This window comes from Roseateles sp. SL47, from assembly GCF_026625885.1.
In the GTDB taxonomy this organism is placed as follows: Bacteria; Pseudomonadota; Gammaproteobacteria; order Burkholderiales; family Burkholderiaceae_C; genus Roseateles.
Genome location: NZ_CP113068.1, coordinates 1,634,361 through 1,661,004 on the forward strand (window position 1 = coordinate 1,634,361; position 26,644 = coordinate 1,661,004).

Below are 26,644 nucleotides of genomic sequence, written 5' to 3' on the forward strand. Positions count from 1 at the left end.
AAGCAGCTCAGAAAAGCAACTCGGAACACCTCAGCGGTGTGACACCCGCTTGACCAGCCAGTCCCCCAGCATCTGCAGCAGCTGGACCAGCACCAACAACAACACGACCGTGACCACCATCACTTCCGTCTGGAAGCGCTGATAGCCGAAACGGATCGCCAGGTCACCCAGCCCACCCCCGCCGATCACGCCGGACATGGCGGTGTAGGACACCAGGGTGATGGCCGTGACCGTGAGGGCCGAGACCAGACCCGGCAGGGCCTCGGGCAGCAACCCCTGCCAGACGATCTGGCGGGTGGTGGCGCCCATGGAGAGACCGGCTTCCACAATGCCCCGGTCCACGCCACGCAACGCGGTTTCCACCAGCCTGGCCAGGAAGGGCGTGGCGCCCACCACCAGCGGCGGAATGGCGCCGGCCACCCCCAGCGAGGTGCCGGTGATCAGCAGCGTGAACGGGATGAGCACGATCAGCAGAATCACGAAAGGCAGCGAGCGCAGCACGTTGATCAGCAGCGACAGCAGGCCATACAGGCGCGGCGACGAGAGCAACTGTCCGCGGTCGAACAGGAACAGCAGGATGCCCAGGGGCAACCCCAGCACCGTGGTGAACAGCAGCGAGCCGCCCAGCATCAGTAGCGTGTCGCCACCGGCCAGCGCGATCTCCGACCAGTCGATGCTGCTCAAGGCTTGGAGGACACCGGTGCTCATGCGCGCAGCTCCTCCACCTGGACACCCCGGGCCAACAACAGCTGCCGCGCCGCCGCCAGGTCGCCGCCGGTGACCGCAATGGTGAGCTGGCCGTAGGGGACACGCTTGATGCGGTCGATGCGGCCGGAGAGGATGCCGAAGTCCAGTTGCGCATGGCGGGCCACTTCACCCAACAGCGGCTCATAGGTGCGCTCACCCAGGAAGGTCAGGCGCCACAGATGGCCCAGCACATGGGCATGGTCGTCCTGCTGCTCGCCTTCATCCACCTGCTCGGCGGCCAGTACAAAGCGCCGCGCGGTGGGTGACTGCGGGTGCAGGAAGACCTGCGCCACCGGCCCTTCCTCCACGATGCGTCCGCCCTCCAGCACCGCCACCCGGTCGCAGATGCGGCGCACCACATCCATTTCATGGGTGATCAGCACGATGCTGAGCTTCAGCTCCTGATTGATTTCCGCCAGCAGGTCCAGGATGGCGCGGGTGGTCTCGGGGTCCAGCGCGCTGGTGGCTTCATCACACAGCAGCACCTGGGGCTCCAGCGCCAGCGCCCGGGCGATGCCCACCCGCTGCTTCTGTCCGCCGGAGAGTTGTGCCGGATATTTGTCGGTGTGCTCGCTCAGGCCGACCCGGGCCAGCAGCGCCTGCACCCGGGCGTTGATGCGGGCGGCATCCCAGCCGGCGACGCGCATTGGCCAGGCGACGTTCTGCGCCACGGTGCGCGAGCTCAACAGATTGAAATGCTGGAAGATCATCGCGATGCGCTGGCGCGCCGCGCGCAGGCCGGCGGCGTCCAGCGACTGCAGGTCCTGGCCGGCCACCACCACGCGGCCGCTGTCCGGCCGTTCCAGCAGATTGATGACACGTAGCAGCGTGCTCTTGCCGGCGCCGGAAGCGCCGATGACACCGAACACCTCACCGGGCTGGACCTGCAGGTCCACGCCCTTCAAGGCGGCCACCTGCCGACCGTCGACCGTATAAGACTTGTGGAGTTGTTGAAGCTGGATCACGAACGGGCCGATACCGGCGCGTGCCGGACCTGGGCGAAAACCCGTGATCGTTAGGGATTACCCGAAATTTGGCAACAACTAATTGTGCATATGCATATGAATGGTGGGGAAATCCCCTCAGTTCTTGCATAAAGAAGCCGCAATTCCTGAGGGGGCGTGCGACGAGTGTGCGGCGGCTCTGCGGCGGCGGCGGCGCGTCGTGGGCCCCGAGCCAGCCTCAAAGTCGCGCACCGCGATGGCCGTTCAGGCGGGCAGCGGCAGGGAGGCCAGTTCCCTCAGAAGCTCGGCGATGTTGGCGCGCAAAGCGCCTTCGGTCGCGATGCGCAGCTGCTCATTCGGGCTGAGGCTGTCGTCCAGCCCCGCCTTCTGGGTGGTGCGCAAGGTCCGCTGATACACCGGCTTCTGGGCGGTTCGTTCGGTCAGTGTGTAGCGCACGGCCACTGCCACTTCCGGCGATACCGGCACATTCGGCTGGGCCACGGCCAGCACTTCCACCTTCAGCTGATAGCGGCCGGTGTCCGGCACGTCCGGCATCAGCCCTACCCGGCGCAGCGACTCCTGATAGGCCTGGTTCAGGCTCATGTCGCTGATGCGGGTGCCCCACAGGCGATTGGTCTCCTGGCCACCCAGCACCGGCTCCAGGTCGACATTGCGGCGCAGTTGGGGGCTGAGCCAGGACCGCAGCTGCAGCGAGTCCATGTCGGTGATGGCCAGCTCCAATGGGCGCGCAGGGGCGCCGCAGCCGACCAGCGACAGGGGAGGCAGCATCAACAGCGGCATGCACAGCGTCAGCGACAACAGGCGACGACGCGCGCCAGCACGTGCAGGTCGCCGTCCTGCCAGGCCGGTGGACAAGAGGCGCGGCGCCTGGAGGCGCTGCGACGGGGCCGTGCGATGGTCGATCATGCCGGCATCTTGCCTGCAAGCGCTGGGGCTGATCGGTGGAATTGAACGGGGATCGGCGCGGATTCCTGGATCAAGGCTGGATCTGCGGTAACGCAGCCGATCACAGCCCGGTCACAACCCGATCACAGCGAACCGTTCACAGCCGCCGGTGATTCAGCGCCGGCAACTGTGTCCGCACTTGCTTGAGCCGCAGCGGATCGATGTCCGCGATCGCCAGGCCTTCCCCTTCCGGCACGCGCGCCAGCACTTCGCCCCAAGGGTCGATGATCATGCTGTGGCCCCAGGTCCGGCGGCCGTTTTCGTGCTGTCCGCCCTGGGCGGCGGCAATCACAAACGCCTGGTTTTCCACCGCGCGGGCGCGCAGCAGCAGTTCCCAATGGGCCTGGCCGGTGGTGTAGGTGAACGCGGCCGGCACGCTGATCAGATCCAGCGGCGGCTGGCCGGGCTGGAAGCTCATGGCCCGGTACAGCTCCGGGAAGCGCAGGTCATAACAGACCGACAGGCCGATGCGCAGATCCGCATCGCCCCGGCCCATGTGGACGGTGACCGTGGACGGGGTGTCGCCGGCTTCCAGCACACGCCCCTCGTCGTAATGCTCCCGGCCGTTGTCGTAGCGGAACAGGTGCAGCTTGTCGTAGCGGGCGGCCAGGGTCCCGTCCGGCGCAAACACGCAGGTGGTGTTGCGCACCCGTTCGGCCGGGGCCGCCTGGCCTTCCAGCGCCATCGGCAGCGTGCCGCCCAGCACCCAGGTGCCGGTGTCTCGCGCTGCGCGGCTGAGCATGCCCTGGATGGGGGCCTCCAGATCACCCGCACGCTCGGCAAAGGCCAGCTTGTCGCCGTCGTGATGCCCCATCAGGCAGAAATATTCAGGCAGGGAGACCAGGCGCGCACCCTGGGCGGCGGCCTGTTCGATCCAGTGCCGGGCACGGTCCAGGTTGGCCTGGAGCTGGGTGCCGGACACCATCTGGATGGCTGCAATCTTCATGGTGCGCTGTCTCCTTCATTCCGCGCGGCGCTGTTGCCGCTGGGGCCGCCGCTGATGGCGCCGCTGGACGAGCCCTGCGGCAGGGTGCGACGCGGCATCTGCTCGATTTTGGGGTCGGTCCAGCTGCCCGTCACCCGGAACTCTTCAGTGCTGGCCGCGACAATGGGCTTGCGCAACAACCACTGGGCCAGGAAGGTGCCCAGGCCGATGGCCGGGTTGATGGCGGCATAGGCCAGCGCGGCGCCGCCAGCGTTGATCTCGGGGACCACCAGCACATGCAGGTCCTGCGTCTCGGCGGCCAGGTCTGCCGAACCTTCCATCAGCACGGCGGCCTGCAAGCCCTTCATGCGCAGGTTGTCGCTGCGGGCCACGCCCTTGGCGATCTGGATGTCCCCGCCGACATTGTCGAAAGCGAAGCCCTCCGAGAAGATGTCCCGGAAGTCCAGGGTCAGCCGACGCGGAATCGACTGCAGGCTCAGCACGCCGAGCAGGCGGCCCACGCCGGGTTCGGCCTTGAGGAACTGGCCGGCATCCAGCGCAATGTTCATCTTGCCGGTCATGGACGGATAGTCCGGCGACATCGGTGAGCCCAGCCACGCCAGTTGCCCGGTGAGCTGGCCCTTGCCATGGCGCAGCACCTGGCCCTGGCCCATGCGCTCGGCCAGCTTGCCGGCGTCTTCCACGTCCAGGGTCCAGTTCAGGTCGGTGCGCCGCGCGTTGCGGCCGGGTTCTGGCGCCCACTGGCCGGTGGCCGTCAGCGTGGCGTCTTCATTCTTGAGCAGCAGCTTGTTGAGCTTCCAGTCGCGAGCGTCGCTCTGTTGCTGGGCCTCGATCTCCAGCCGGCCGAGGCGCTTGCCCTTGAGTTCGAAGTTGTCCACCACGATGTCCAGCGTGGGGATGGAGCGCGGTTGGTTGTCCAGGAACTGCTCCACCGAGTCGGCATCGCTTTTCGGGACGGAGAGCCGCGCCAGACGGGCAAACACGCGGCCCGGTTGATTGGGGCGCGCCAGACGCACCTGGATGAAGCCGCTGAGCTGCTCGGCGTCAATCGAGGCGCTCCAGCTGTTGGCCGCCGCATCATGGGTGAGGCCCGCCACCACACGATTGAGCGTACGGCCGCTGAGCTGCAAGGTCTGCACTTTGAGGGCCAGTTGCGTGGGGACGTAGGGGCTGTCGATGCCGCCCTCCGCCGTCGGGTCCGGTGGGCTGGCCGTGCCGGTGGTGGTGGGGCCGATGAGCGTGGTCACCGCCGACTGCCAGGCATCCACGCTGAACTGGCTCAAGCCCACGCGGGCAATCACGCCCTGGGTCGGCAGGTCCGGCAGGCGATCGCCCAGGGACACCGCCCCGCGCAGCACCTTGGCGGACTCTCCGGTCACATCACGCTGATACAGCGCGGCCACCGGGCCGGCCTCCACCCGCAGTTCGTCCCGCTGGGTGCCGGCCGGTGCGTTCAGTGCGCGCAGACTCACCCGCATCGGCCAGGACTCGTCCGCAGCCTTGTGCAGCGGTGCGGGCAGGTCGATGCCAATGCCCTGCAGCGTGCTGGAGAGGGCGATTTCCGTCTGGCCCTTGACGATGCCCAGTTCAAGACGCACCGGGGTCTGGCCGGTCATCACCGTGGCCAGGCGCGAGCCGGCGACCAGCTCCGGCGCATTACGCAGCGCCTCGGCAGTGACCGTGCCGTTGGCCACGAAGCGCATGTTGCCGTCCGCCAGGGAGCCGCCTTCAAAGCTGGCGTCGCCGCCCAGCACCCGGGCCTGGCCGCCACGGATCTGCAGGCCCTTCTGGTCGAAATCGATGCGCGCGCGGGCCTGGCCGAAGAAGGGCACATCTGGCCGCAGCCGCAGGTCATTGCCGGGGAGTGTCACCTGGCCCTTGACGGTGGTGTCGTCGATATGCGCCAGCGGCAGTCGCAGCGCCAGCTTCAACGCCATCGTCCCGCTGCCCACGGACGACTCCAGCACATGGCTGGTCAGTTCATTGACCGGGGAGTGGCGGACATAACGCAGGGCATCGGCCAGCGCGCCCCGGCCGTCACCGGAGATGTCCAGCACCGGGCTGTGGTGATACAGGTCCTGGATCAGCCCCTGCACATTGCTCAGCTCCACGCCGGACAGCTTGGCCTGACCGTTGCGGATGCTCATGCTGGCGCGGTCAAAGATCAGCTCAGCGCTGAGTTGCTCCATGACGGGCCAGGGGGAGTTGAACGCCGGCTGGCCGTTCTCGGCGGGATGGCTGGGCACGTAGGCCAGCGTCAGGTCACGGACCTGGCTGCTGATCTTGAAGATGCCTTTGCTGCGCGGCGCATCGAAGGGGAAATCCGCCAGATCGCCCTGCAGGCGGACGGCCACCTTCTGGACGGTGCCGTCCCGGATGGCGTCCCGCACATACTGGCGGGCGTCGGCGCCCATGCTGGTGGGCAGGTACCGCAACACACGATTGGCACGGACTTCCTCGATGTGCGCGGTGAGGTCCAAGCGGCCGGTGTCGTGGGCATGGCGGGCGGCGCCGCTGCTTTGCCAGCTGCCGTCGATGTCGGCCTGCAGATCGTCAGTGATCAGGCGGACCTTGCTGAACTGGACGGTCCAGACCGGGGCCGCCGCGACTGGTGCGGACGCGGAGGACGAGGCTCTTTGGGCCGCCGCCAGCACCGCCAGGCCGCCCACCGGCGCACTGGCAGCGCCCGGACGTTGGGCTCGCCAACTGAGCGAGGCCTGCGCATGGCGCAGCGGCAGGGTGGGCTCGGCGAACACCCCGGGCAGGGTGATGTCGCCGTCCTTGATGACCAGAGAGGCCGTGCCGCCCTGGTCGGTGGCGTCAAAGCTGAGGTCGGCATTGCTGACACCCGGGCGGCCGGTGGGGGGCGACGAGGCCGGGTCGGCGGGCGTTGCCACTTCCGCAGCCGCCAGACGCAGCCCCTGAAGCTGGCCCTTGGCCCGGTAGCTGCGCGGGCGCTCCAGCGGGCCATCCCAATGCACCTGCAGCGCATTGAGCAGCCCTGCGGGTTTCATGTCCGCCACCAGCGTCCTTGGAGCGTCCCCGACCGGGAGCCGCGAGAGGATCTGGGCGCCCAGCGTCAGGTCCAGTTGCTGGGCCTGGAAATCGCCGCCGGTCACCTGGCCGGTCTGGGCGTCGCGCTGCAGATCCACCGACCAGTCGGAGCGCGGCCATTCCAGGCCATCCCCGGCGCTGAATCCCAATTGGCGGGCCTGCAGCAGGAATTGGCTGGCGGACTGCTTCATCACCAGCCGGCCCTCGATGCGAGCCAGGTCCAGCTCCGGCAGGCTGGGGGCCACCCGCAGCTTGACCGCGCGCAGGCCCATGTCCAGCGTCAGGCTGCTGGCCTGGCCCTTCTCCATGTCGAGCCAGGCGCGCAGCGCGCCGTCGCCTTCATTCAGCTCAAAAGGCAGGTCCAGATAACGGCGCAGCTCCCGCACGTCGGTGCGCGGCAGGTCGGCAAACAGCTGGCCGCTCCAATGCTGCAACGCCCCCGGGCGCTCCAGCAGCGATTGGGTGAACTGGCCTCGCAGGCTGAAGCGCTGGCCCCAGCCTGCCGGAGGGGTGGCGTCCAACCGGAGCTGGTGACGGCGCAGACCGTTGCGCAGCACCAGGTTCAGGTCGAAAAGCTCCAGCGGGGGCGCCTGGCGCAGTTCATCCACCCAGCGGATGCGGCCATGCAGGATGACGAACTCATGCTGCTGGAAAAACCAGTCCGCGGCATCGTCAGAAGCAGACGCGTTCTGGGAGTTCTCGTCCACGCTCAGGCCGGCCACATACACCCGGCCCTGGGCGTCCCGGCGCAGCAGCAGCTCGGGGCTGTCCAGCAACAATTGTGAAAAACGCAGTTCCAGGGCCAGCAGGGAGCGGGCCGAGAGGGAAGCGCTGACGCGCGGCAGTCGCAGGGATTCCCGCCCGGAAGGGTCGGTCATGCGAACATCGCGCAGGTCCAGGGTGGGCACCCAGCCGGTGGAATTGGCGCTGATGCTGCCGATGCGAACCTGTATCCCCAATGCCTGGGTGGCTTGCTTTTCCAGGTTGGGGCGCCAGTCGTCGATGTGGGGCAGAATCGCCCACTGCAACGCCAGCCAGGCCACGAGGAGCAGGGCCAGCAAGCCCACAAGCGGCCCGACGATCCATAGCGCGCAAAGGGTCCACCAGCGTCGCGTCGCGACCGGGGACCCGGAGGCAGTGCTGGAATCGGCGGGAGAAGACATGTAAGAGGGAACGGCGGACGCCGAATCTAGCACAGCCATTCCGGGCCATGAGCCAACGAGAGTTTTCTTTACCGATGGATTCAGTTGCTTCAGCGGTTACCGCAGACCACAGCCGATTTGTACAAAGAATCCGGCGGCGTTACGGTGCCGAATTGTCTCTGCTGCCGCCCGGCCTGCCGGATGACATTGTCATGCGGGAGTTGGTGGCTCGCCTGGAGCAAGGCGGGCGCCCGCTGGCCGCAGCCCTGCGGGTGATGCGCCAGTTGGTGCTGGAACGTCTGGCGGTGCTGGATGTGGAGCAGGCCGTCCCGATGACGGACGTGACCCAGGCCATGACCCACCTGGCCGAGGTGAGCCTGGACATCGGCCTGGCCCACTGCCGGGCTGAACTGGATGCGATGCACGGCAAACCCCGCAACGACCAGGGCCAGGAGATCGACTTCTGGGTGGTCGGCATGGGCAAGCTGGGCGGGCGGGAGCTGAATGTCTCGTCCGACATCGACCTGATCTATGTGTATGAGGATGACGGCCAGACCGACGGTGCCCAGCGCATCACGGCCCACGAGTATTTCGCGCATTTGTCTCGCCGGCTGTCCACGCTGATCGGGGACGTGACCGAAGACGGCCAGGTGTTCCGGGTGGACCTGGCCCTGCGGCCCAATGGCAATTCCGGCCCGCCAGCGGTCAGCATGGCGATGCTGGAAGAGTATTTTTTGGTGCAGGGCCGTGAATGGGAGCGGTTTGCCTGGCTCAAGAGCCGTGTGATTGCTCCCCGCGCCAGCGTGGCCAACGGCCGGGCGCTGCAACTGCGGCATCTCGTGCAGCCCTTTGTCTACCGCCGTTATCTGGATTACGGCGTGTTTGAAGGCCTGCGGCAACTGCACCGCAAGATCCGCGATGAAGCCCAGCGACGGGCCGCCGGTCGTCCCGAGCGGGCCAATGATGTGAAGTTGTCCCGCGGCGGCATCCGGGAAATCGAATTCATCGTGCAGTTGCTGCAGGTGGTGCGGGGCGGGCAGTTCCCGGAAATCCGCACGCGCTCCACGCTGAAGGCGCTGAACCGGCTGGCCGCCCGTGGACTGATGAAGCCGGACACCGCCTCCGCCCTGGCCAAGGGCTACGACTTCTTGCGCCGGGTGGAGCACCGCATCCAATATCTGGACGACCAGCAGACCCATTGCCTGCCCGGCGGCGACGAAGACCTGAGCTGGATTGCCCGAAGCCTGGGCTTGATCTGCCGCAACGACACCTGCCAGTTGCTGGACCGACTGCTGGAAGTGCGTGAACTGGTGGCCACCGAATTCGACGCTCTGCTGCATGACGGCGTGGCCCCCACCTCCGGCGGCTGCCGCAACGGCATGTGCGGCGGCCCGCCGATGCCCATCGACAGCGAGGACTTTCTGGACAAGCTGCAGCCCGAGTTGGCCGCCAATGTGCGCCGCTGGGCCCAGCAGCCTCGGGTGCAGAACCTGCGGGAAGAATCTCGCTTGCGGCTGGCCAAGCTGGTGGGGCGTGCATCCCTGGCGGTGAAGCAGGGGGAATGCACCCTGGAAGCGGCGCAGCGTTTTGTGGATTGGGTGGAGCCGCTGCTGCGGCGTGAGAGTTATCTGGCGCTGCTGGTGGAGCGGCCTGCGGTGCAGGGCCGCTTGCTGCGGCTGCTCGGCCTGGCCCGCTGGCCGATGCGTTATTTGATGCAGCATCCCGGCGTGATCGATGAGCTGGCGGACACCCGGCTGCTGCATGAGCGTTTTGAAGGCCCCGCGTTCATCCAGGATCTGCAGGCCCGGCACGACGCCTGGGCCGAACACGGCGAGGCCAATGAAGACGCGTTGCTGGACAGCCTGCGCCGGGCTCACCATGCTGAAGTGTTCCGCACGCTGGTGCGGGATGTGGAAGGCCAGATCAGCGTGGAGCAGGTGGCGGACGAGTTGTCGCTGCTGGCCGATGCCACGCTGCAATGCGTGATCGACTGGGCCTGGGACCGACTCAAGCAGAAGCATCGCCCCTCCCCGCGCCTGGCCGTGGTGGCCTACGGCAAGTTGGGCGGCAAGGAACTGGGCTACGGCAGCGATCTGGACCTGGTCTTCCTGTTTGATGACGAGGACGAAAACGCGCCCGAGATCTACGGTGCGTTTGTCCGCAAGCTGATCACCTGGCTGACCCTGCGCACCGCTGCGGGGGAGCTGTTTGACATTGACACGGCCCTGCGGCCCAACGGCAACTCCGGGCTGCTGGTGACCTCGCTGGCGTCCTTTGACCGCTACCAGACCGGCCGGGGCAGCAATACTGCCTGGACCTGGGAGCATCAGGCGATCACCCGGGCCCGCTTCTGTGCGGGCGATGCGTCGCTGGCGGAGCGTTTCGAGGCCACGCGCCGGGCGGTGATCACCTCGCCGCGCGACCCGCAGGCCTTGCGCCAGGAAGTGGTGGCGATGCGCGACAAGCTGCGCGCGGCCCGGCCGGTGCGGGACGGCTTCTTTGATGTGAAGCACAGCCCGGGCGGCATGGTGGATGCGGAGTTTGCGCTGCAGTATCTGATCCTGGCGCATGCCGGTGCCCATGAAGAATTGCTGGCCAACGCTGGCAACATCGCCTTGCTGCAACGGGCGGAAGCGGTGGGCCTGCTGCCGGCCGGTGTGGGCCGAGCGGCTGCTGATGCCTACCGTGAGCTGCGCCGGGTGCAGCACCGGGCGCGCCTGAATGAGCAGTCCACCGCGCTGGATGCCGAGGCCGCCCAGGCGCTGGACAGCCAGCGCGAGGCGGTGCTTGCGCTGTGGCGCGCGGTGTTTGGCGGCTGAGCCGTTCAGGCGGCGGAGCAGCGGATGCCGGGGCGAACTTGGGTGCTGATGGCGCTGGGATTGGCCGCGTGCTCGCTGCTGGTGTGGGGGGAACCGGAGGCCTGGCAAAACGCCTTGGTCTGGCGCCCTGAGGTGGCCTGGGCCCAACCCTGGCGAGCGTTCACGTCAGCCTGGATCCACTGGAGCCCACAGCACCTGGTGGCGAATCTGGCCGGCTGTGCGGTGGTTGGCCTGCTGGGTGTCACTGCCCGATTGGGCCACGCCGAGGCACTGGCCTGGGCCCTGGCCTGGCCGCTGACGCAGTTCGGACTGCTCTGGGAGCCGCAACTGGCCCGTTTTGGTGGGCTCTCCGGCGTGCTGCATGCGGGTGTGGCGGTGGCGGCGGTGTCGCTGCTGCGGGCCCCTCGCGCGCATGGCCGGGCCCGTGTCATCGGGTTGTTGATCACCATCGGCTTGATCGTGAAGGTGATCGGCGAGCAACCACTGGCCGAGCCGCCCCTGCGGCATTGGGACGGCTGGAACATCGCCATCGCGCCGCTGGCGCATCTCACCGGAGCGCTCAGCGGGGCGCTGATGGCCGTGATGTGCCTGGGGGGCGCGGCATGGCGCGCACGCCGGGCCGCCCCGACATGAAGCCCTCTGCTGGCGCGGCGAAATCCACGCTGTCCTCGATCGAGGCGGTGGTGGTGTCGGCGCTTTGCTTCGGGCTGTTCAGCCTGTGGTCGATCCAGGCTGTGCTGGCGGGTTTTCCGGCCGCGCGGTATTCCAATGACGCCGTGATCCAGATGATCTTGCTGGAGCTGGTGCTGGCCGGTGTGGCCCTGCTGTTCCTGCGGCTGCGTGGTTTTGATGTGAAGTCCCTGCTGCCCCGGCCCACCTGGTGGGACACCTTGCTGGGCGCACTGACCTATTTGGCGGCGTGGCTGCTGGAGACGGTGTGCCAGTCGGTGTACCAGGCGGTGGTGCCGCCGTCCCCGACACCGCCGGTCATCGAGTTCTCGTTCACGGGCCTGACGGTGGCCACGCTGGTCGGCTTCGCGGTCGTGAACGGCTTGTTCGAAGAGGTGTTTCTGCTGGGCGTGCTAACCCGTGGCCTGCGTGGGCTCGGGCTGGGCCTGGCGATCGGCCTGCCGATGCTGCTGCGCCTGCTGTATCACACCTACCAGGGGCCTCTGGGGGCGCTGGGCGTTGTGGCCTTTGGCCTGACCGTGACGCTGGTGTATGTGAGGACCGGACGCCTGTGGCCGTCGGTGTACGCCCACATCCTGGCCGATGTCATTCCGATGGCGGTGTGGGGTGTGAGCCAGTAGGCAGCGAGGGGCGCCGCGGTGCCGGATTCGTCCGGACCGTGAAGGATTGGTTACATGCAGGTGAAGCTCCTTGCGGACAATCAAGGGGCCCTTGCCAGCGGATTGCAGTCGCAGCACGTCCCGAGGGTCGTACTGGATTTGCAAGAGCTGTTGTATGCACCCGAATGAAGTCAGGAACCGGCGCTGGCCGTGGATGATCCGTGTTGCCGCCGTGTGTGCGGTGAGCGCGTTGACCGCTTGTGGGGGCGGCTCCGGCGGGAGTGACGCGTCGACGCCGGTGGGGGCCGACCCGTCTTCGCCGGTGGCGAGTTCGCCGAGCACGGGGACGGGGAGCGGGACTGGAACGGGCACAGGGACTGGCACCGGGACTGGATCGGGCACCGGCACTGGCTCTAGCGATGGCACCACCACTCAGCAGCGCACGCTGAGCTTCACTGCCACCGATGCCGAGATCCCGAATCCGGAGCGCGGCTTTTACCGCTGGGCCTGGACCAATCTGGAGGCCCTGAGCGCAGCGGATGCACAGGACGCCTACACCAACGGCTACCGCCTCGTATATGCCCCCCTGAACCTGGCCACCTGGCGCACCACCGATCTGCCGGCCAGCCTGCTGACCCAGCTCACCACGGCTTTTGCCAATGCGCGCGCGTCAGGCATCAAGCTGGTGATCCGTGCGGTCTACAACTACCCGCAATCCGAGACGGAATATCAGAATGCCCAGGACGCGACGTTGGCGCGTGTGCAGGGCCATATCAATCAGCTCAAGCCGGTGCTGCAGGCCAATGCCGATGTGATTGCCTATGTACAGGCCGGATTCATTGGCGCCTGGGGTGAATGGCACACCTCCTCCAACCAGTTGACGACGGTGACCAACCGGACGGCGGTGCGAGACGCGCTGCTGGCGGCCGTGCCCGCCACGCGCTTCATCCAGCTCCGCTATCCGCCGTATGTGATGGAGTGGACACCCACGCTGCCCAGCCTCTCGTCCGTGCTGAGCGCCAACAGCTATCGGGTGGGCGTCCACAACGACTGCTTCCTGGCCAGCACCACGGACGTCGGCACCTACGACGACGATGCCAGCGTGCGGGCCTCGCAGCGTGACTACGTGTCCCGCCTGGGAGACCTGGCGCCGTTTGGTGGCGAGACCTGCAACCCGGCGGACGAGGCGAATGCGGTGCCGCGCACCACCTGCGCCGACATCCTGGCGGAGGGTGCCACCTACCGGCTGACGTATCTGAATGACGAGTATTACCGCGACCTGTTCCATGCCAAGTGGATCCAGAACGGCTGCATGGCGGAAGTAAAGCGCAAGATGGGTTACCGGTTGCAACTGGTGTCGGCGACGCATGCCACGGCGGCGACGCGTGGTCAGCCCCTGGCGCTAACGCTCACCGTGCGCAACACGGGCTGGGCGCGGCTGTTCAATCCGCGCGGGGTGCAGGTGCTGTTGCGGGATGCCTCGGGCGCCGTGCGCCGACTCACCGCCACGGGGGCGGACCCGCGCAGCTGGGTGCCAGGAGCGGACCAGACGGCCAGCCTGTCGGTCACGATTCCGTCGGACCTGGCCGTGGGCAGCTATGCGCTGTGGCTGGCCTTGCCGGACGGGGAAAGCGCCTTGGCGGCGGACGCACGGTATGCGGTGCGCGTGGCCAATGCGGATGACACGGCTACGGGCCAGAAATGGGATGCGACCTTGGGCGCGTTTGCATTGGGGTCGTCGATTGACGTGAAGTGATGGGGCTGGGGGCGCAGCCCCCGATCCAGGCGGGCCTCACGAGTTCATGCGAAATCACCGCCATCCCCAGATTCCATGGGGGAGAGGCCCTGGTCGGGCATGCCGCTTGACGGGGCCCGATGTCAGAATCCCGTCACAAATTCGTGTGGCGGGCGGGGCCCTGCCCATCGCCATGGCGATGGTGGATGCAGGGGATCCCGGGCATTTCCAGACAACCAGGCCGCCACGAACTACAGCAGTCGTTGGGGTTTGGGATGAGTTCTTTGCGGAATGCTTCGCAGCGGAGCAGTCGTCGCCACACCTGTGGCGGGACGGCTGGGCGTCGCCATGCGCGCGAAGGGGCTCCGCAGGCCTTGTGGCTGGTCACCTTGTGCCTTGCCGCCGGGGCGGTTCAGGCCGGGCCGGCCGGGGCCCGTGTCACCGCCGGAAATGCCACCATTTCACAGACCACCACCACCACCACCACCACCATCACCCAGACCAGCGCTCGGGTCTCCCTGAACTGGCAGAGCTTCAATACCAGCAGCCAGGAGGTGGTCCACTTCGTGCAGCCTTCGGCGAATGCCATCGCCGTGAACCGCATTGCCGATGTCAACGGCACCCGGTTCTTCGGTCGCCTCCAGGCCAATGGGCAGGTGTTCCTGATCAATCCCAATGGGGTACTGTTTGGGGCGACCGCGCAGGTGAATGTTGGTGGCCTCGTGGCCAGCACGCTCCACCTCAGCGACGACAGTCTGGCCGGCAGCCAGCGCACATTCGCCGGCAGTGGGGCCGGCCGGGTGATCAACCAGGGCAAGATCCAGACGGCGGATGGCGGCTATGTCGCCCTGTTGGCTGCAGAGGTCAGCAACGAGGGGCAAATCAATGCGCCGCGCGGCACTGTTGCCTTGGGCGCGGGCAAGCGCATCACGCTCGGGTTCCAGGACCATCAGCTGCTACGCCTGCAGGTGGATGACCAGGCCGTGGCGGCCAGCGCCGCCAATGGTGGCTGGTTGCAGGCGGACGGCGGGCAGGTCCTGATCAGCGCGGGAGCCCGGGACAGCCTGCTGCCCAGTGTGGTGAACAATACTGGCGTTGTGCAGGCTCGCACCCTTGAAAACCGCAACGGCACCATCGTCCTGCTGGGCGGCATGGCGGCGGGGCGCACGGAGGTCGGCGGCACGCTGGATGCGTCTGCGCCAGCGGGAGGCGACGGGGGGTTCGTGGAGACCAGCGCCCATCGGGTCCACGTGGCTGATGGGGCCCGCATCCACACCAGCGCGGCGGCCGGTGCGCACGGCACCTGGCTGATCGACCCTGTGGACTTCACCGTGGCCGCCACCGGCGGGGACATCACGGGCACCACGCTTTCGACGAATCTCGCCAGTGGCAACGTCACTCTCCAAAGCACCTCCGGCACCACGGGCGGCACGGCGGGAGACATCAACATCAATCAAGCCGTGAGCTGGAGCGCCAACACGACGCTCACGCTCAACGCGCAGAACAACATCCACTTCAATGCGGACGTGACGGCCAGCGGCGCCACAGGAAAACTCGCGCTGCAATATGGGCAGTCGAGCACAGCCGGCACGGGCAGTGACTATGTGATTGCCAAAGGCGTGAAGATCAATCTTCAGGCCGGAAGCAATTTCTCCACCAAGCTGGGCAGCAGTGGAACGACCAAGGTCTATACCGTCATCACGACGCTGGGTGTGGCGGGGGACGTCAGCAAGACAACGCTGCAGGGCATCAACGGCGACCTCTACAACACCAATGCCAACTATGTGCTGGGCGCCGATATCGATGCCACATCGACGGCCAGCTGGAATGCGGGGGCCGGGTTCGCGGCCATCGGCCACGACACCTTCAGCAAAGACAAGTTCATTGGCACCTTCAGCGGCCTGGGGCACACGATCACCAATCTGACGGTCAAGGAGACCCATGCGGCAGGGCTGTTTGGCAAGACACAGGGCGGGGAGATCCGGGATGTGGGCTTGGTTGGTGGCTCCGTGTCCACCAGCGGCGGCAGTTATGCCGGCGGCTTGATCGGCATCAGCGAAGGTACGCTGATCAGCAATGTTTATACCGAGGGCATGACCAGTTCCGGCTCCGCTGGGCTGGTGGGGCTGGCGCAGTTGGGGACGACGCTGCGCAACAGCTATTCCACCAATACGGTGACTGCTTCGAGCGGCGGCGGCCTGGTGGGGGTGCTGCAGACGGCTTCGACCATTGCCAATAGCTATTCGGCGGGTAGCGTGTCCGGCGGTGCCAGTGGTCTGGTGGGGATCGTCAACGACACGTCCAGCATCAGCAACAGTTATGCCGCAGGTTCGGTCGCGGGAGGTGGGAGCGGACTGGTGACCAGTCTGAACGGCACCGCGTCGATCACGAACAGCTATGCGGCTGCGGCGGTCAGCGGCGCTGGTGCCGGCTTGATCGGAACGCGAGGGGCCAGCACGACGGTCACCGCCACGTATTGGGACAAGACGGCATCCGGCAAGAGCGCTGCGGTGGTCTCCGGTAGCGCGACCGGGATGACGGGGCTGACGTCAACGCAGATGAAAGACTCGGCCAACTTCTCGGGTTGGAGTCTGGCGACGGCGGGCGGAAGTTCGTCGGTCTGGCGAATCTACAGTGGTCAGACGGCGCCCTTGCTGAGAAGCTTTTTGTCGCCGCTGACCGTCACAGCGGACAGTGGGGCACGGGTGTATGACGCCACCACCAGCACGGGCAGTCTGGGCGTGAGCTATTCAACTTCCACCAATGCCAATCTGCTGGGTTCGGCGCTACTCACCTTGAGCAGCAAGGATGTGGGCAGCCGCATAGTGACGGCCAGTGGGCTGTATTCGAACCAGAAGGGCTATGACATCGCTTATGTGTCGGGGGTCATGACCATTACACCGGCGGCCATCGCGCTCAGCGGCTTGCAGGCCGTCGATAAGGTCTACGACGCCTCCAGCGCAGCGACCTTGAGCGGTACGGCAACTGTGGCCGCGCTGGGCAGCGATGTGGTGAACGTGAGCGGTACGGCGAGCGCGAGCTTTGCCAACAAGAATGTGGGGACGAGCAAGCCCGTGACGGTGAGCGGTTTGACGCTGGCTGGTGCCGATGCAGGCAATTACACGCTGGTGCTGCCTTCCAGCCTCAGCGCGAGCATCACGCCTGCTTCGCTGGCAGTGACTGGGCTTGGCGCGGTGGGCAAGGTTTACGACGCGAGCACGATCGCCAGCCTGAGTGGCACCGCCAGTGTCACGGCTCTGGCTGGCGACACGGTCACCTTGAGCGGCACTGCCAGCGGCAGTTTTGCAGACAAGAACGTTGGTACGAGTAAACCCGTGACGGTGGGCGGTTTGAAGCTGGCCGGTGCCGATGCGGGCAACTACACGCTGGTGCTGCCTTCCAGCCTTAGCGCCAGCATCACGCCTGCTTCGCTGGCAGTGACTGGGCTTGGCGCGGTGGGCAAGGTTTACGACGCGAGCACGATCGCCAGCCTGAGTGGCACCGCCAGTGTCACGGCTCTGGCTGGTGACGCGGTCAGCTTGAGCGGAACTGCGAGTGCCAGCTTTGCGGACAAGAACGTCGGCACCAGCAAGCCGGTGACGGTGAGCGGTTTGACGCTGGCTGGTGCCGATGCAGGCAACTACACGCTGGTGATGCCTTCCAGCCTCAGCGCGAGCATCACGCCTGCTTCGCTGGCAGTGACTGGAATTGGCGCGGTGGGCAGGGTTTACGACGCGAGCATGATCGCCAGCCTGAGTGGCACTGCCAGTGTCACGGCTCAGACTGGTGACGCAGTCACCTTGAGCGGAACCGCAAGCGCCAGCTTTGCAGACAAGAACGTCGGCACCAGCAAGCCCGTGACGGTCAGCGGCCTGACACTGACTGGCGCCGACGCCGCGAACTACACCCTCATCCTGCCCCCCACACTTGCCGCCAACATCACGCCTGCACCGCTTACCATTACTGGTGTGCAGGCTTCCGACAAGATCTACGACGGCAGTCGGGTCGCGACCCTGGTGGGTGTGGCGACCGTGTCCCCTTTTGCACAAGATGTCGTGAGCCTCACCGGCCCTGCCACCGCGACTTTCAGTGACAAAGACCCAGGCATCGGCAAGCCCGTCACCGTGACCGGATACCGTCTGACCGGGCCGGACGCTGGCAATTACGAACTGAGTGGCCCCTCGGGGCTGTCCGCCAGCATTCGCGTAGCTGCCCAGTCCTCCTCGGCGATCCCGCTGGCCTCGGGCATGACGACCGCTCCTCAGGTGGCCGATGACGTCTCTTCCGCGCCCACCTTGATCGTGCTGCAAGAATCGCAGTCCCAGGACCTTGCTCTGCTGGAGCACCCGCCCGAACCGGCGCCGCGGCGCTCTGTCCGGGCCAATGCGCTGCTTCAGATCATCGACGGGGGCGTCCGTTACGGTGCCGATGGTGCCAAAAAGGCCGTTCAATCACGTCCGCAACGTGCGGACGGCTCGGGCTCATGAGGCTGCGGCATCGACGTTCCTCGCGGATCGTCGGGCTGTTGTCGTCGGCGTCTCTTTCACTGCTGTGGGGCTCGGCCCAGGGGGCCATCGATTCGCCCCCCTGGCAACCACCCGCCGCACCTTCTCCCTCAGCGTCCCGCTCGCCCGACATCAAGGTTCTGGAGCCTGCAGCATCGCGCGCATTGCCTGGCGCGAGTGCCGAGCCGCAACTGTCGGTGATCCAATTCCGCATCGAAGGCAACACCCTGTTGGACAACGCCACGCTGCAGGCGTTGATTGCAGACGCGCAGGGGCGCTCGCTCAGCCTGGATCAGCTCCATGCCATTGCCGAGCGCATCACTGCTTTCTACCGCCAACAGGGCCATGTCTACACCCGTGCAATCGTGCCGGCGCAGGTGATCAACAACGGCATCGTGACAATCCTCGTCATCGAAGCGCGTTATGGCCGTGTCCAGATCGACAACCGCAGCGCCGTACCCGATCAATTGCTGCGGGACCTGAGCGCAGAACTGCAGCCGGAACGCCCCGTGCTGCAGCGCCGGATGGACCGGGCACTGTTGCTGATGTCCGACCTGCCCGGCGTCGTTGTGCGCGGCACCTTGAGCCCCGGTGAGAAGGTCGGCAGGGCGACACTCGCCATCCAGACGGACGCAGGGCCTCGCTGGGGTGCCAATGTCACGGCGGACAATTTCGGTAGCCCGTTGACCGGGCGATATCGCGTAGGCGGAGACCTGGTCTGGAACAACCCCCTGGGAAGCGGAGACCAGGCGCAGTTCGGCGCGTTGAGTGCCGGCAGCGGGCTCAATCACGCACGCCTTGCCTACGAACGGCCGTTGGGTGGGTGGGGCACGCGGGTCAATCTTGGCCAGACCGTGCTGCGCTACGGCCTGGATGGGTTGCTCACCCATCTCGGCGCCAGTGGAACCATCAGCACCACGGGGTTGTCGTTGAATCAGCCGGTGGTACGTGGCGTTGAGTCCAACCTGCAATTGCGGGTGTTGGTGGAATCCACGCAGCTGCGAGAGCGCATTGTTGCAGCTGATCTCAACAATGATCGCGCGGTGCAAGCGGCCACATTGAGCCTCAGTGGTGACCTGCGCAGCAGCACCGACGCGCTGCGCATGGGGACCTGGCAGGTGGCTTGGGCCCATGGTCACTTGCGCCTGAAGGATTCGCTGTCACAGAGTTCGGATGCGACGACCGCACAGACCCAGGGCAGCTTCGACAAGTGGAGCGTTGTGCTCACTCAGCAATGGAGACTCGGACAGGCGGGGAGCGTGTATGGAGCGGCTTCCGGCCAGTGGGCCAGCAAGAATCTGGACACCTCGCAGAAGCTCAGCTTCGGTGGTCCGAATTCGATTCGCGCATTTGATGCCGGGGTGGCCAGCGGTGATAGCGGTGTGCAATTCACGCTGGAATATCGACACCGTTGGCTGTTGAAACCGGACCTTCCGGTGCAGGGGGTTCTGTTCTGGGACGCAGGACGGGTCATCCAGAACAGATCCCCGTGGTCGGACACCGCCAATCGCTTCACTCTGCAGGGCGGTGGCGTGGGAGTGGTGTGGGCGAACGGTCAGGGGAGCCAGTTGCGCACGATGCTCGCAACGCCCATGGGAAAGGTCCCGAGCCAGGTCGGCGCAAGGTCCTCGACCAAGTTTTGGGTGGATGTTGTGCAGAGCTTTTGAGTGCCGCGCTTGCTGCGTCGAGTACTTCGTCTGCTCGATCTGTTGATGGCGCAATGCCAGCAGGAGCGCTGAGTTTGAAGTGACCGCCCAATCAAGATGAAACTCCGAATAACAAGTATTACGGCTTCTGAATTCGGCGAGTTGATCAATGGCGTAACGACCGCATTAGAAGATCGACTGCGTCCCCGCATTGAGCCGTGTGACTACGGCGGTGGCATCCAGCAGTTTGCGGTGTTCTTCGTGTCGGTTGACTCTGATCCTTTGGAAAACAAGCGGTACTGTCTCGCTAACAATCGAGCCAGCAGATACAAGGATCTATTGACCCATCAGGTGGTCAAGTTCGTTGGGATCGCCATCCCGGTCGATCCTGCGACGGTCCTGCGCTTGCCCCAGGCGGAACTATCAGCGCTCTTGGAAGGCCAACTCTTGGCCGAATTGGAATCGCCCGTTTACGCAATGCCCAGGAAGTTTGATCGTCAGCGACTGCTCGCCGATATCAAAGCAGTATTGCTTTAACTTGAATCACAGACAATGGAGTGGCTTGAGAATATTAAGTCGACCTTGATTGTGCGGCCCGAGCCGCACAAGCGTGGGTGCCGGGACCGCTGAGCATGGTATGGCGCGAGAGGTGCGCCGCTGAGGGCCCGCAGCGCAGGAAGGCGCTTTCTGGGGCGAGACGTGTGGCCTCCAATCAAGCGCCAGCCGCGTGGACGCTGGTCGCCTCGCAGAGTGACCTCCTGCACTGTGAGTCCCTACCGTCCAGGCGGCGTGATGGCCAGGTCACAGCTTCGTTCAATTCGAGGCGCGCGCGCCTATCCCGCACACACCCAGGCCGGCCGTCGCGCACCCGCTTCGCGCTGTCATCGCGGAAAGTGACAGTGCGTCTCGCACTTTCCTCAGTCTGCGATTCGACGCGGCCCACCAAGGCCGCTTTCACCGAAGGCTTCGGTGATGTGATGGCCGGACTCAATACACGTAGCGCGCTCCGGCGCCCGCCAGTCGAACGCGTATCTGTGAGCCGCATTTGAGCGCCCGGCCGGGAACGGCTGCAGCCCGTGCTTCGGGTTCGCGCATGGGCGCCGACAGCACCCGAGTCAGCCGACGCCATCACCCGCAATAACGCTGGATTCAATCAACACCAATAAGGTGCATTTCCTGTCGCGTGATGCATATTGGGGCATTGTGAAAATTGTTGGGGCATCACGAAAATAATTTGGCCCGCATACATGGTCGGCGTGTATTTGTGATGTTTGAGGGTTAAGTTTTAATGCTGATCGCAACAGAGTTTCTCAAATGACAGGCTGCCGAATTTCAGAATTGATACCTGAAATCGCCCTCCCTCCTCTGATCCGATCAGCGAAGCGCACGCACCCAACGTCGTGCGACAGGCCGCTTCTGTGTGCATTCCACGGGCTTCACCCGTCACCCGGCCACAACACCCATCCCAAACCTTAATAAACATATGCGACCTGGGCAGATAAATTCGCGCCCGTTGAGCATCGTGCAACTTTCCTCTGGATACCAGCAGGGAAATTGAGCCGCCTCCTTCGGCGCCGCTTGCATATCCAAACTTGGCGCCGCGGGCGCAGCAGGAGTGATGGGAATGATTCACCAGAGATTTGATCGCTTTGCCCTTACCGCACTGGGCTTGGCCGTAACCACCCTGGTCGCTGCAACCAGCGCTAAAGCGCAAACGATTGCAGACGCGCCGAAGCCGGCAACGGACACCTCGAAGCCCGCACCGGACGCCGCAAAGAAGGCGTCCGACTCAGACAAGAAGGCCGCTGACGCCCCGAAGGACCAGACCCCGCAGCGCGCCACGGCGTCCAGCACGTCCAACACAACGAACACCAACTCCACCAAGGCCACCATCCAATCCCTGGAGAAGGTGACCGTCAACGGTCGCCAGGAGATCGGAGGCGGCCTGATGTCGGTGCAAGTCGCGCCCAAGGCCGTCTCCACCATCACGCGCGCGGCCATTGAGGAAGGTGCGCCCAGTGCCACCTATGCACAACTGATCGACTCCATTCCCGGCGTCGTGGCCATCACCGACGACCCGAGCGGCCTGTTCGACGGCAACTACCAGATCCGCGGTTTCACCAACGATCAGATCGGCGTCACGGTCAACGGCGCACCGGTCAACGACAGCGGCAACTACCGTGTCTATCCGACCGAATACGGCGACACGGAGAACATGAACGACATCACCGTGCTGCACGGCTACCCGGATGTTGATCAGGCAGTGGCCGGCGCGGCGGGAGGCTCCATCGCCTGGTCCACCATCGACCCGTCCCACAAGTTCAGCTTCGACACCACCTTGTCCGGCGGCAGCAACCACTACCGGCGCGGATTCATGCGCGTGCAGACGGGGGACATCGGCCCGGTGCGCTCATGGCTGTCCTACTCCCACAACAGCACGGACATCTGGCGCGGCAAAGGCAACGCCGAGGTCTGGAAGGTGGACGGCAAGTCGGTGTGGACCATCAACAGCGGCAACTCGATCTCGGCCTCGCTGCAGTACAACCACCTGATCCGCACCGGCGGCTATCAGTACGAGACACAGGCCACTGCGTCATCGAACTACTACGCCAATTACGACACCACCTACACCGGCGCCAATACCAACTACTACAAGCTGCACACCAATCCCTTCAAGGATTACATGCTGAGCCTGGACGGCGAGTTCACGCTGACGCCCAACCTGCACCTGACCGTGATCCCGTACTTCCAGTACGGCTCCGGCGGCAGCGGCTCCGGCTACACCATGACCGAGAACACAACGGCCGCCAACGTGGGCCGCTTCGGCTACGTCAACTATGACCTGGACGGTGACGGCGTTGTCACCAATGCCAAGAAGGTGATGACCTACACCTACAGCGGCTCGCAAACCTGGCGTCCGGGTGTGCTGGCCAAGCTGATCCAGGACTTCGGCGACAAGGACACCCTGACCTACGGCATCTGGTTCGAGCGTCCCCGCCAGGAGCAGAGCCAGAACTATTCCAAGGTGGATGCCGATGGCAACCCCCTGGACATCTGGGGCGAGAAAAACCTGATCAGCTATGTGGACGGTGGCGGGCCGCAGTACAACTATCTCGACAGCACCACCACCACGCTCAAGCGCGCCTTTGCCAGCAACGAGTGGACACCGAATGACCAGTGGACGGTGACCCTGGCGGGCGCCTACACCAGCGTGGAGCGCGCGGGCTACGGCTACCAGCATTACGGTGCCCACGCGGCCTCGGCCAGCCTGGCCTACCTCAACCAGTACGGCGGCTACAGCTCCCACACCTGGAACAAGTTCACCCCGTCGGCGGGTGTGAAGTTCCAGGTCGACAAGTCCAACCAGCTCTACATCGGTTATGGCCGCAGTTTCCGCGCGCCCGTGAACGGTGTGGTCACTCAGAGCGATGCCGTCAGCGCCTTCTACGCGCAGAACCCGAGTGAAGTCGCGTACAGCGGCTACACGCAGGAGCAATTGCAGGCCGCGCTGAACAAGCTCGCCTCCAATCAGCCGGAAACGGCCGACACGGTCGACCTCGGCTGGCGCTACTACCAAGGCGCCTTTGCAGGCAGCGTCAACGTCTATGGCTCCAACCTGAAAAACAAGCAGGTCAACGGCTACGACAGCGCCAGCGGCCAGACCATCTACCTGGCGGTGCCGATGCTGCACCAGCGCGGCATCAACGCCGAAGGCGCCTACAAGCTGACCCGCAACCTGAGCTTCTACGCCTCCTACGCGCACACCAAGTCCACCATCATGGACGACACCTTCGCGCTGGGCGACGGCACCTATCCCACCACCGGCAAGTCCTTCGTGGACATCCCGAAGAACACCTTTGCGCTCGGCACGAACTATCGGATCGGTGCGTTCTGGATCGGCGTGAACGCCAAGTACCGTGGGCCGTTCTGGGCCGACTGGATGAACACCGAGCAAGCGCCCGGCTTCACCACGGTGAACCTCAATACCGGCTGGAACTTCGGCGATGTGGCCTCCTGGGCCCACAAGGTCAAGCTGAAGGTCAACGTGACCAACCTGACCGACAAGAAGGCGGTGACGTTCGCAAGCGCCACCAACTTCATGTCCAAGAACCCGGCGGGTGCGACCCAGTTGATCGACGCGACCACGGGCAAGGCCCTTTACGCCAGCGCCTCCACCTACAACCTGCAGGCCCCACGCGCCGTGATGGTGACGCTGAGCGCGTCGTTCAACTGATCTGGATCGTCCAGCAGCGCCTCTGGCGTCGCGCACGGCACATGCCGGAGCAGACGCCTGGCGCAGCCCCCTCATGTGCCGGCACAGCGGTCGGCGAGTCAAGGAAACCCTCATGAAGACCTTCAATTTCTGGATGGCCGGTGCAGCGCTCGCCGTGCTGGCCACACTCTCCGGGTGCGGCGGCGGCGGCGACAGCAGCAGCCAGGTGTCCCCCACACTGTCCGCAACGCTGCCGACCACGGCCACCGCCGGTGTCGCGGTGACCATTTCCGGCATCACCGCCACCAACACCTCGGCCCTGACCGTGGATTGGGGCGACGGCACCCAAGAGGCCCCGGCGACCATTCCGACCAGCCTGACCCACACCTACGCCGCGACGGCGACCTGCGTGAAGGCCGGGTCGTGCAGCATTGACCTGGCGGCGCTCGGCTCGGGCACGCCTGCTGAGGTCAAGGGCACCGTGGTGATCAGCCCGGCCCCCACACTGACCGCCACACTGCCGACCATCGGCACGGCAGGCGCGGCGATTACCGTCTCGGACATTGCAGCCGCCAATGGCACCGCGCTGTCGGTGGACTGGGGCGACGGCACGAAGGAAGCGCCGGCCACCAGCAGCACCAGCCTGACGCACACCTACGCCGCCGCAGGCAGCTACACCATCGACCTGGTGCTGACCGGCGCGAACGGCAGCTCGGCGGAGAAGAAGGGCAGCATCACCATCAATTCCGCTGCGGATCCGGCGCTGGCCGCCACGCTGCCCACCAGCGGTGTGACAGGCACGGCCGTGAGCGTGACGGGCATCACCACCTCCAACGGCACGGCGCTGAGCGTGAATTGGGGGGACGGCACCACCGAGGTTGCGGATGTCAGCGCCACCAGCCTGACCCACACCTATGCGGCGACCGGCACCTTCACCATCACCCTGACCCTGGACGGCCCTCCGACCAGCACGCCGAGCGTGAAGACCGGCAGCATCACGATCAACACGCCCGAGCTGTTCTTCAGCGAGTACGTTGAAGGTTCCAGCAGCAACAAGGCGCTGGAAATCTACAACCCGACCTCGAGCACGGTGGACCTGAGCCTCTACTCGGTCCAGATGTGGTCGCGCAGCGCCTCAGGTGTGCCAGTGGCCTCCACGGCCAGCCAGACGCTGACCTTGACGGGTACGCTGGCCCCGGGCAAGACCCTGGTGATCTACAACGCCTCGTCGTCGGCCACGCTGACCTCGGCCGTTGCCGCCAGTGGCACGCAGACCCAGGCGGACGGCACCTACGCGTCCACCAACGGCCACCAGGTGACCTCCTTCAATGGCAATGACACGGTGTTCCTGCTGAAGTCGGGGACGGTAATCGACGCCATCGGCGCCACCACCGACCTCGCCTCGGGCGCTACCGGACCCACCTCCGGCTGGGGCGCAGCCGACGCCTCCGGCACGATGTTGACGGTGGACCATACGCTGCGTCGCAAGGCGGGCATCGGTCGCGGTACACCCAGCCTGGATGAAACCTGGGATCCGACCGTGCAGTGGGATGTCTACGTGAAGGACACCTTCACCGGCCTGGGCGCGCGCTGAGCCCCCGGTGATTCAGGCCAGCGTTGTTCCTCTGGCCCTGAAGAAGACCACGGCCCTGCCTCCATTTGGCAGGGCTTTTTTACTTCGGCGCGGCCGTGCCACGCCGTGTCACCCCGCATCACAGCACCCACCATGACCCAGCAGACCCTCTCCCGCCCGCGGCTGCGCCGCGCCTTGATCGCTCTCGCTGCGGTCCCTTTGTTCGCGGCGCCCAATGCCTTCGCCTGGAGCCATCTCGGCCATTGGCTGGTGGGCGACCTGGCCCAAGGCCAGCTCACACCCGCAGCACGTCAGCAGGTGGCCCTCCTGCTGAAGGATGAGCCGACCCCGACGCTGGCCGGCGTGGCCTCCTGGGCGGATGAGATGCGCAGCTCCGGTTCAGAGCTCGCCAGGAAGTCCGCCAAGTGGCATTACGTCGATCTCGACCCCAATCGTTGTGACTACGAGCCCCAGCGCATGTGTCCCGACGGGGATTGCGTGATCAACGCGATCGACGTCCAACGCAAGATCCTTTCCGACACCACCCAGCCGCTCGAGGTGCGCCGCGATGCACTCAAGTTCCTGGTCCACTTCATTGGAGATGTGCATCAACCGCTGCACGCCGGTTCACGCCAGGATGCCGAAGGCCATACGGACGCGGGCGGCAACAAGTACCAGATCAGCCTGCGCACGGCGGTCACGCCGCAGTCGCGCAACGACAAGCAACGCGCGCCAGGCGGCCCCCTCGGCACCAACCTGCATGCGGTCTGGGACTACTACGAACTCGAATCGGCGGTGCTGCCCCCGGACGACTACGCTGCGAAGCTGCGGCAGGCGGGCGTTCCCTTGCCCACACCGGAGACCCTGGGCACGCCAGCCGAGTGGGCCGTTGAATCCTGCAAGGGCATCAACACGCAAGGCATCTATCCGCTGGATGACGACGGCCAATGGCAGCACAAGATCGGTGGCGGGTATCTGGATGCCAAGCGGCCCTATGCTGAAGCACGCATCCGCATCGCCGCCGGCCGCTTGGCCGAGGTGCTCAATGAAACGCTGAAGTAGTGG

At 65.6% G+C, this 26,644-nt stretch carries 15 protein-coding genes; 10 read left to right on the forward strand and 5 right to left on the reverse strand.

All coding sequences use genetic code 11. The features are described 5' to 3' along the window. Positions 1–30: 30 nt before the first annotated feature. The 5 genes from OU995_RS07100 to OU995_RS07120 all read right to left on the reverse strand — a co-directional run bounded on the left by OU995_RS07100 (position 31) and on the right by OU995_RS07120 (position 7,718). A complete protein-coding gene (locus OU995_RS07100; RefSeq protein ID WP_267834838.1) occupies positions 31–708 on the reverse strand; it encodes a methionine ABC transporter permease in 678 nt (225 codons plus the stop codon). After that, positions 705–1,712, reverse strand: coding sequence for a methionine ABC transporter ATP-binding protein (locus tag OU995_RS07105; RefSeq protein WP_267834839.1), 1,008 nt, complete (start codon positions 1,710–1,712; stop codon positions 705–707). Before OU995_RS07105 ends, OU995_RS07100 begins: the two co-directional genes overlap by 4 nt. 243 nt (positions 1,713–1,955) lie before the next feature. Further along, positions 1,956–2,618 (reverse strand): hypothetical protein, encoded by a 663-nt coding sequence (locus OU995_RS07110; RefSeq protein WP_267834840.1) that lies wholly within the window; start codon positions 2,616–2,618, stop codon positions 1,956–1,958. A gap of 136 nt (positions 2,619–2,754) precedes the next feature. Continuing rightward, entirely contained in the window at positions 2,755–3,603 is an 849-nt protein-coding gene (locus OU995_RS07115) for a carbon-nitrogen hydrolase family protein (protein WP_267834841.1), read from the reverse strand. Further along, positions 3,600–7,718 (reverse strand): YhdP family protein, encoded by a 4,119-nt coding sequence (locus tag OU995_RS07120; RefSeq protein ID WP_267834842.1) that lies wholly within the window; start codon positions 7,716–7,718, stop codon positions 3,600–3,602. Before OU995_RS07120 ends, OU995_RS07115 begins: the two co-directional genes overlap by 4 nt. 176 nt (positions 7,719–7,894) lie before the next feature. On the opposite strand from OU995_RS07120, the gene glnE reads away from it, so the two are divergent. The 10 genes from glnE (at position 7,895) to OU995_RS07170 (ending at position 26,641) form a co-directional block, all read left to right on the forward strand. Further along, complete coding sequence (glnE, locus tag OU995_RS07125) at positions 7,895–10,618, forward strand: bifunctional [glutamate--ammonia ligase]-adenylyl-L-tyrosine phosphorylase/[glutamate--ammonia-ligase] adenylyltransferase (protein WP_267834843.1); 2,724 nt, start codon at positions 7,895–7,897, stop codon at positions 10,616–10,618. A 24-nt stretch (positions 10,619–10,642) separates the two neighbouring features. After that, positions 10,643–11,251 carry a rhombosortase gene (gene rrtA, locus OU995_RS07130; RefSeq protein WP_267834844.1) on the forward strand — a complete coding sequence of 203 codons (609 nt, stop codon included), beginning with the start codon at positions 10,643–10,645 and terminating at the stop codon, positions 11,249–11,251. Continuing rightward, the gene (locus tag OU995_RS07135) at positions 11,248–11,928 is read left to right on the forward strand and encodes a CPBP family intramembrane glutamic endopeptidase (protein WP_267834845.1); all 681 of its coding nucleotides are present in this window, start codon (positions 11,248–11,250) and stop codon (positions 11,926–11,928) included. The genes rrtA and OU995_RS07135 overlap by 4 nt, the downstream gene beginning before the upstream one ends. A gap of 154 nt (positions 11,929–12,082) precedes the next feature. Further along, positions 12,083–13,663, forward strand: a complete 1,581-nt coding sequence (locus tag OU995_RS07140; protein WP_267834846.1) for a DUF4832 domain-containing protein — start codon at positions 12,083–12,085, stop codon at positions 13,661–13,663. Positions 13,664–13,917: 254 nt separating this feature from the next. After that, positions 13,918–18,129 carry a YDG domain-containing protein gene (locus OU995_RS07145; protein ID WP_267834847.1) on the forward strand — a complete coding sequence of 1,404 codons (4,212 nt, stop codon included), beginning with the start codon at positions 13,918–13,920 and terminating at the stop codon, positions 18,127–18,129. Further along, positions 18,126–19,814 carry a ShlB/FhaC/HecB family hemolysin secretion/activation protein gene (locus OU995_RS07150; RefSeq protein WP_267834848.1) on the forward strand — a complete coding sequence of 563 codons (1,689 nt, stop codon included), beginning with the start codon at positions 18,126–18,128 and terminating at the stop codon, positions 19,812–19,814. Before OU995_RS07145 ends, OU995_RS07150 begins: the two co-directional genes overlap by 4 nt. A 96-nt stretch (positions 19,815–19,910) precedes the next feature. Then, entirely contained in the window at positions 19,911–20,330 is a 420-nt protein-coding gene (locus OU995_RS07155; protein ID WP_267834849.1) for a hypothetical protein, read from the forward strand. 1,087 nt (positions 20,331–21,417) lie between these two features. Next, a complete protein-coding gene (locus OU995_RS07160) occupies positions 21,418–24,027 on the forward strand; it encodes a TonB-dependent receptor (RefSeq protein ID WP_267834850.1) in 2,610 nt (869 codons plus the stop codon). 112 nt (positions 24,028–24,139) lie between these two features. After that, positions 24,140–25,600: a lamin tail domain-containing protein gene (locus OU995_RS07165; RefSeq protein ID WP_267834851.1), complete on the forward strand. Its 1,461-nt coding sequence runs from the start codon at positions 24,140–24,142 to the stop codon at positions 25,598–25,600. A gap of 132 nt (positions 25,601–25,732) precedes the next feature. Beyond that, entirely contained in the window at positions 25,733–26,641 is a 909-nt protein-coding gene (locus tag OU995_RS07170; RefSeq protein ID WP_267834852.1) for a S1/P1 nuclease, read from the forward strand. Positions 26,642–26,644: the final 3 nt, after the last annotated feature.

Coding starts and splice junctions, on each gene's coding strand:
- OU995_RS07100 (WP_267834838.1), bottom strand. CDS start 708: ATGAGCACCGGTGTCCTCCAAGCCTTGAGCAGCATCGACTGGTCGGAG.
- OU995_RS07110 (WP_267834840.1), bottom strand. CDS start 2,618: ATGATCGACCATCGCACGGCCCCGTCGCAGCGCCTCCAGGCGCCGCGC.
- OU995_RS07115 (WP_267834841.1), bottom strand. CDS start 3,603: ATGAAGATTGCAGCCATCCAGATGGTGTCCGGCACCCAGCTCCAGGCC.
- glnE (WP_267834843.1), top strand. CDS start 7,895: ATGGATTCAGTTGCTTCAGCGGTTACCGCAGACCACAGCCGATTTGTA.
- rrtA (WP_267834844.1), top strand. CDS start 10,643: ATGCCGGGGCGAACTTGGGTGCTGATGGCGCTGGGATTGGCCGCGTGC.
- OU995_RS07135 (WP_267834845.1), top strand. CDS start 11,248: ATGAAGCCCTCTGCTGGCGCGGCGAAATCCACGCTGTCCTCGATCGAG.
- OU995_RS07140 (WP_267834846.1), top strand. CDS start 12,083: ATGCACCCGAATGAAGTCAGGAACCGGCGCTGGCCGTGGATGATCCGT.
- OU995_RS07145 (WP_267834847.1), top strand. CDS start 13,918: ATGAGTTCTTTGCGGAATGCTTCGCAGCGGAGCAGTCGTCGCCACACC.
- OU995_RS07150 (WP_267834848.1), top strand. CDS start 18,126: ATGAGGCTGCGGCATCGACGTTCCTCGCGGATCGTCGGGCTGTTGTCG.
- OU995_RS07155 (WP_267834849.1), top strand. CDS start 19,911: ATGAAACTCCGAATAACAAGTATTACGGCTTCTGAATTCGGCGAGTTG.
- OU995_RS07160 (WP_267834850.1), top strand. CDS start 21,418: ATGATTCACCAGAGATTTGATCGCTTTGCCCTTACCGCACTGGGCTTG.
- OU995_RS07165 (WP_267834851.1), top strand. CDS start 24,140: ATGAAGACCTTCAATTTCTGGATGGCCGGTGCAGCGCTCGCCGTGCTG.
- OU995_RS07170 (WP_267834852.1), top strand. CDS start 25,733: ATGACCCAGCAGACCCTCTCCCGCCCGCGGCTGCGCCGCGCCTTGATC.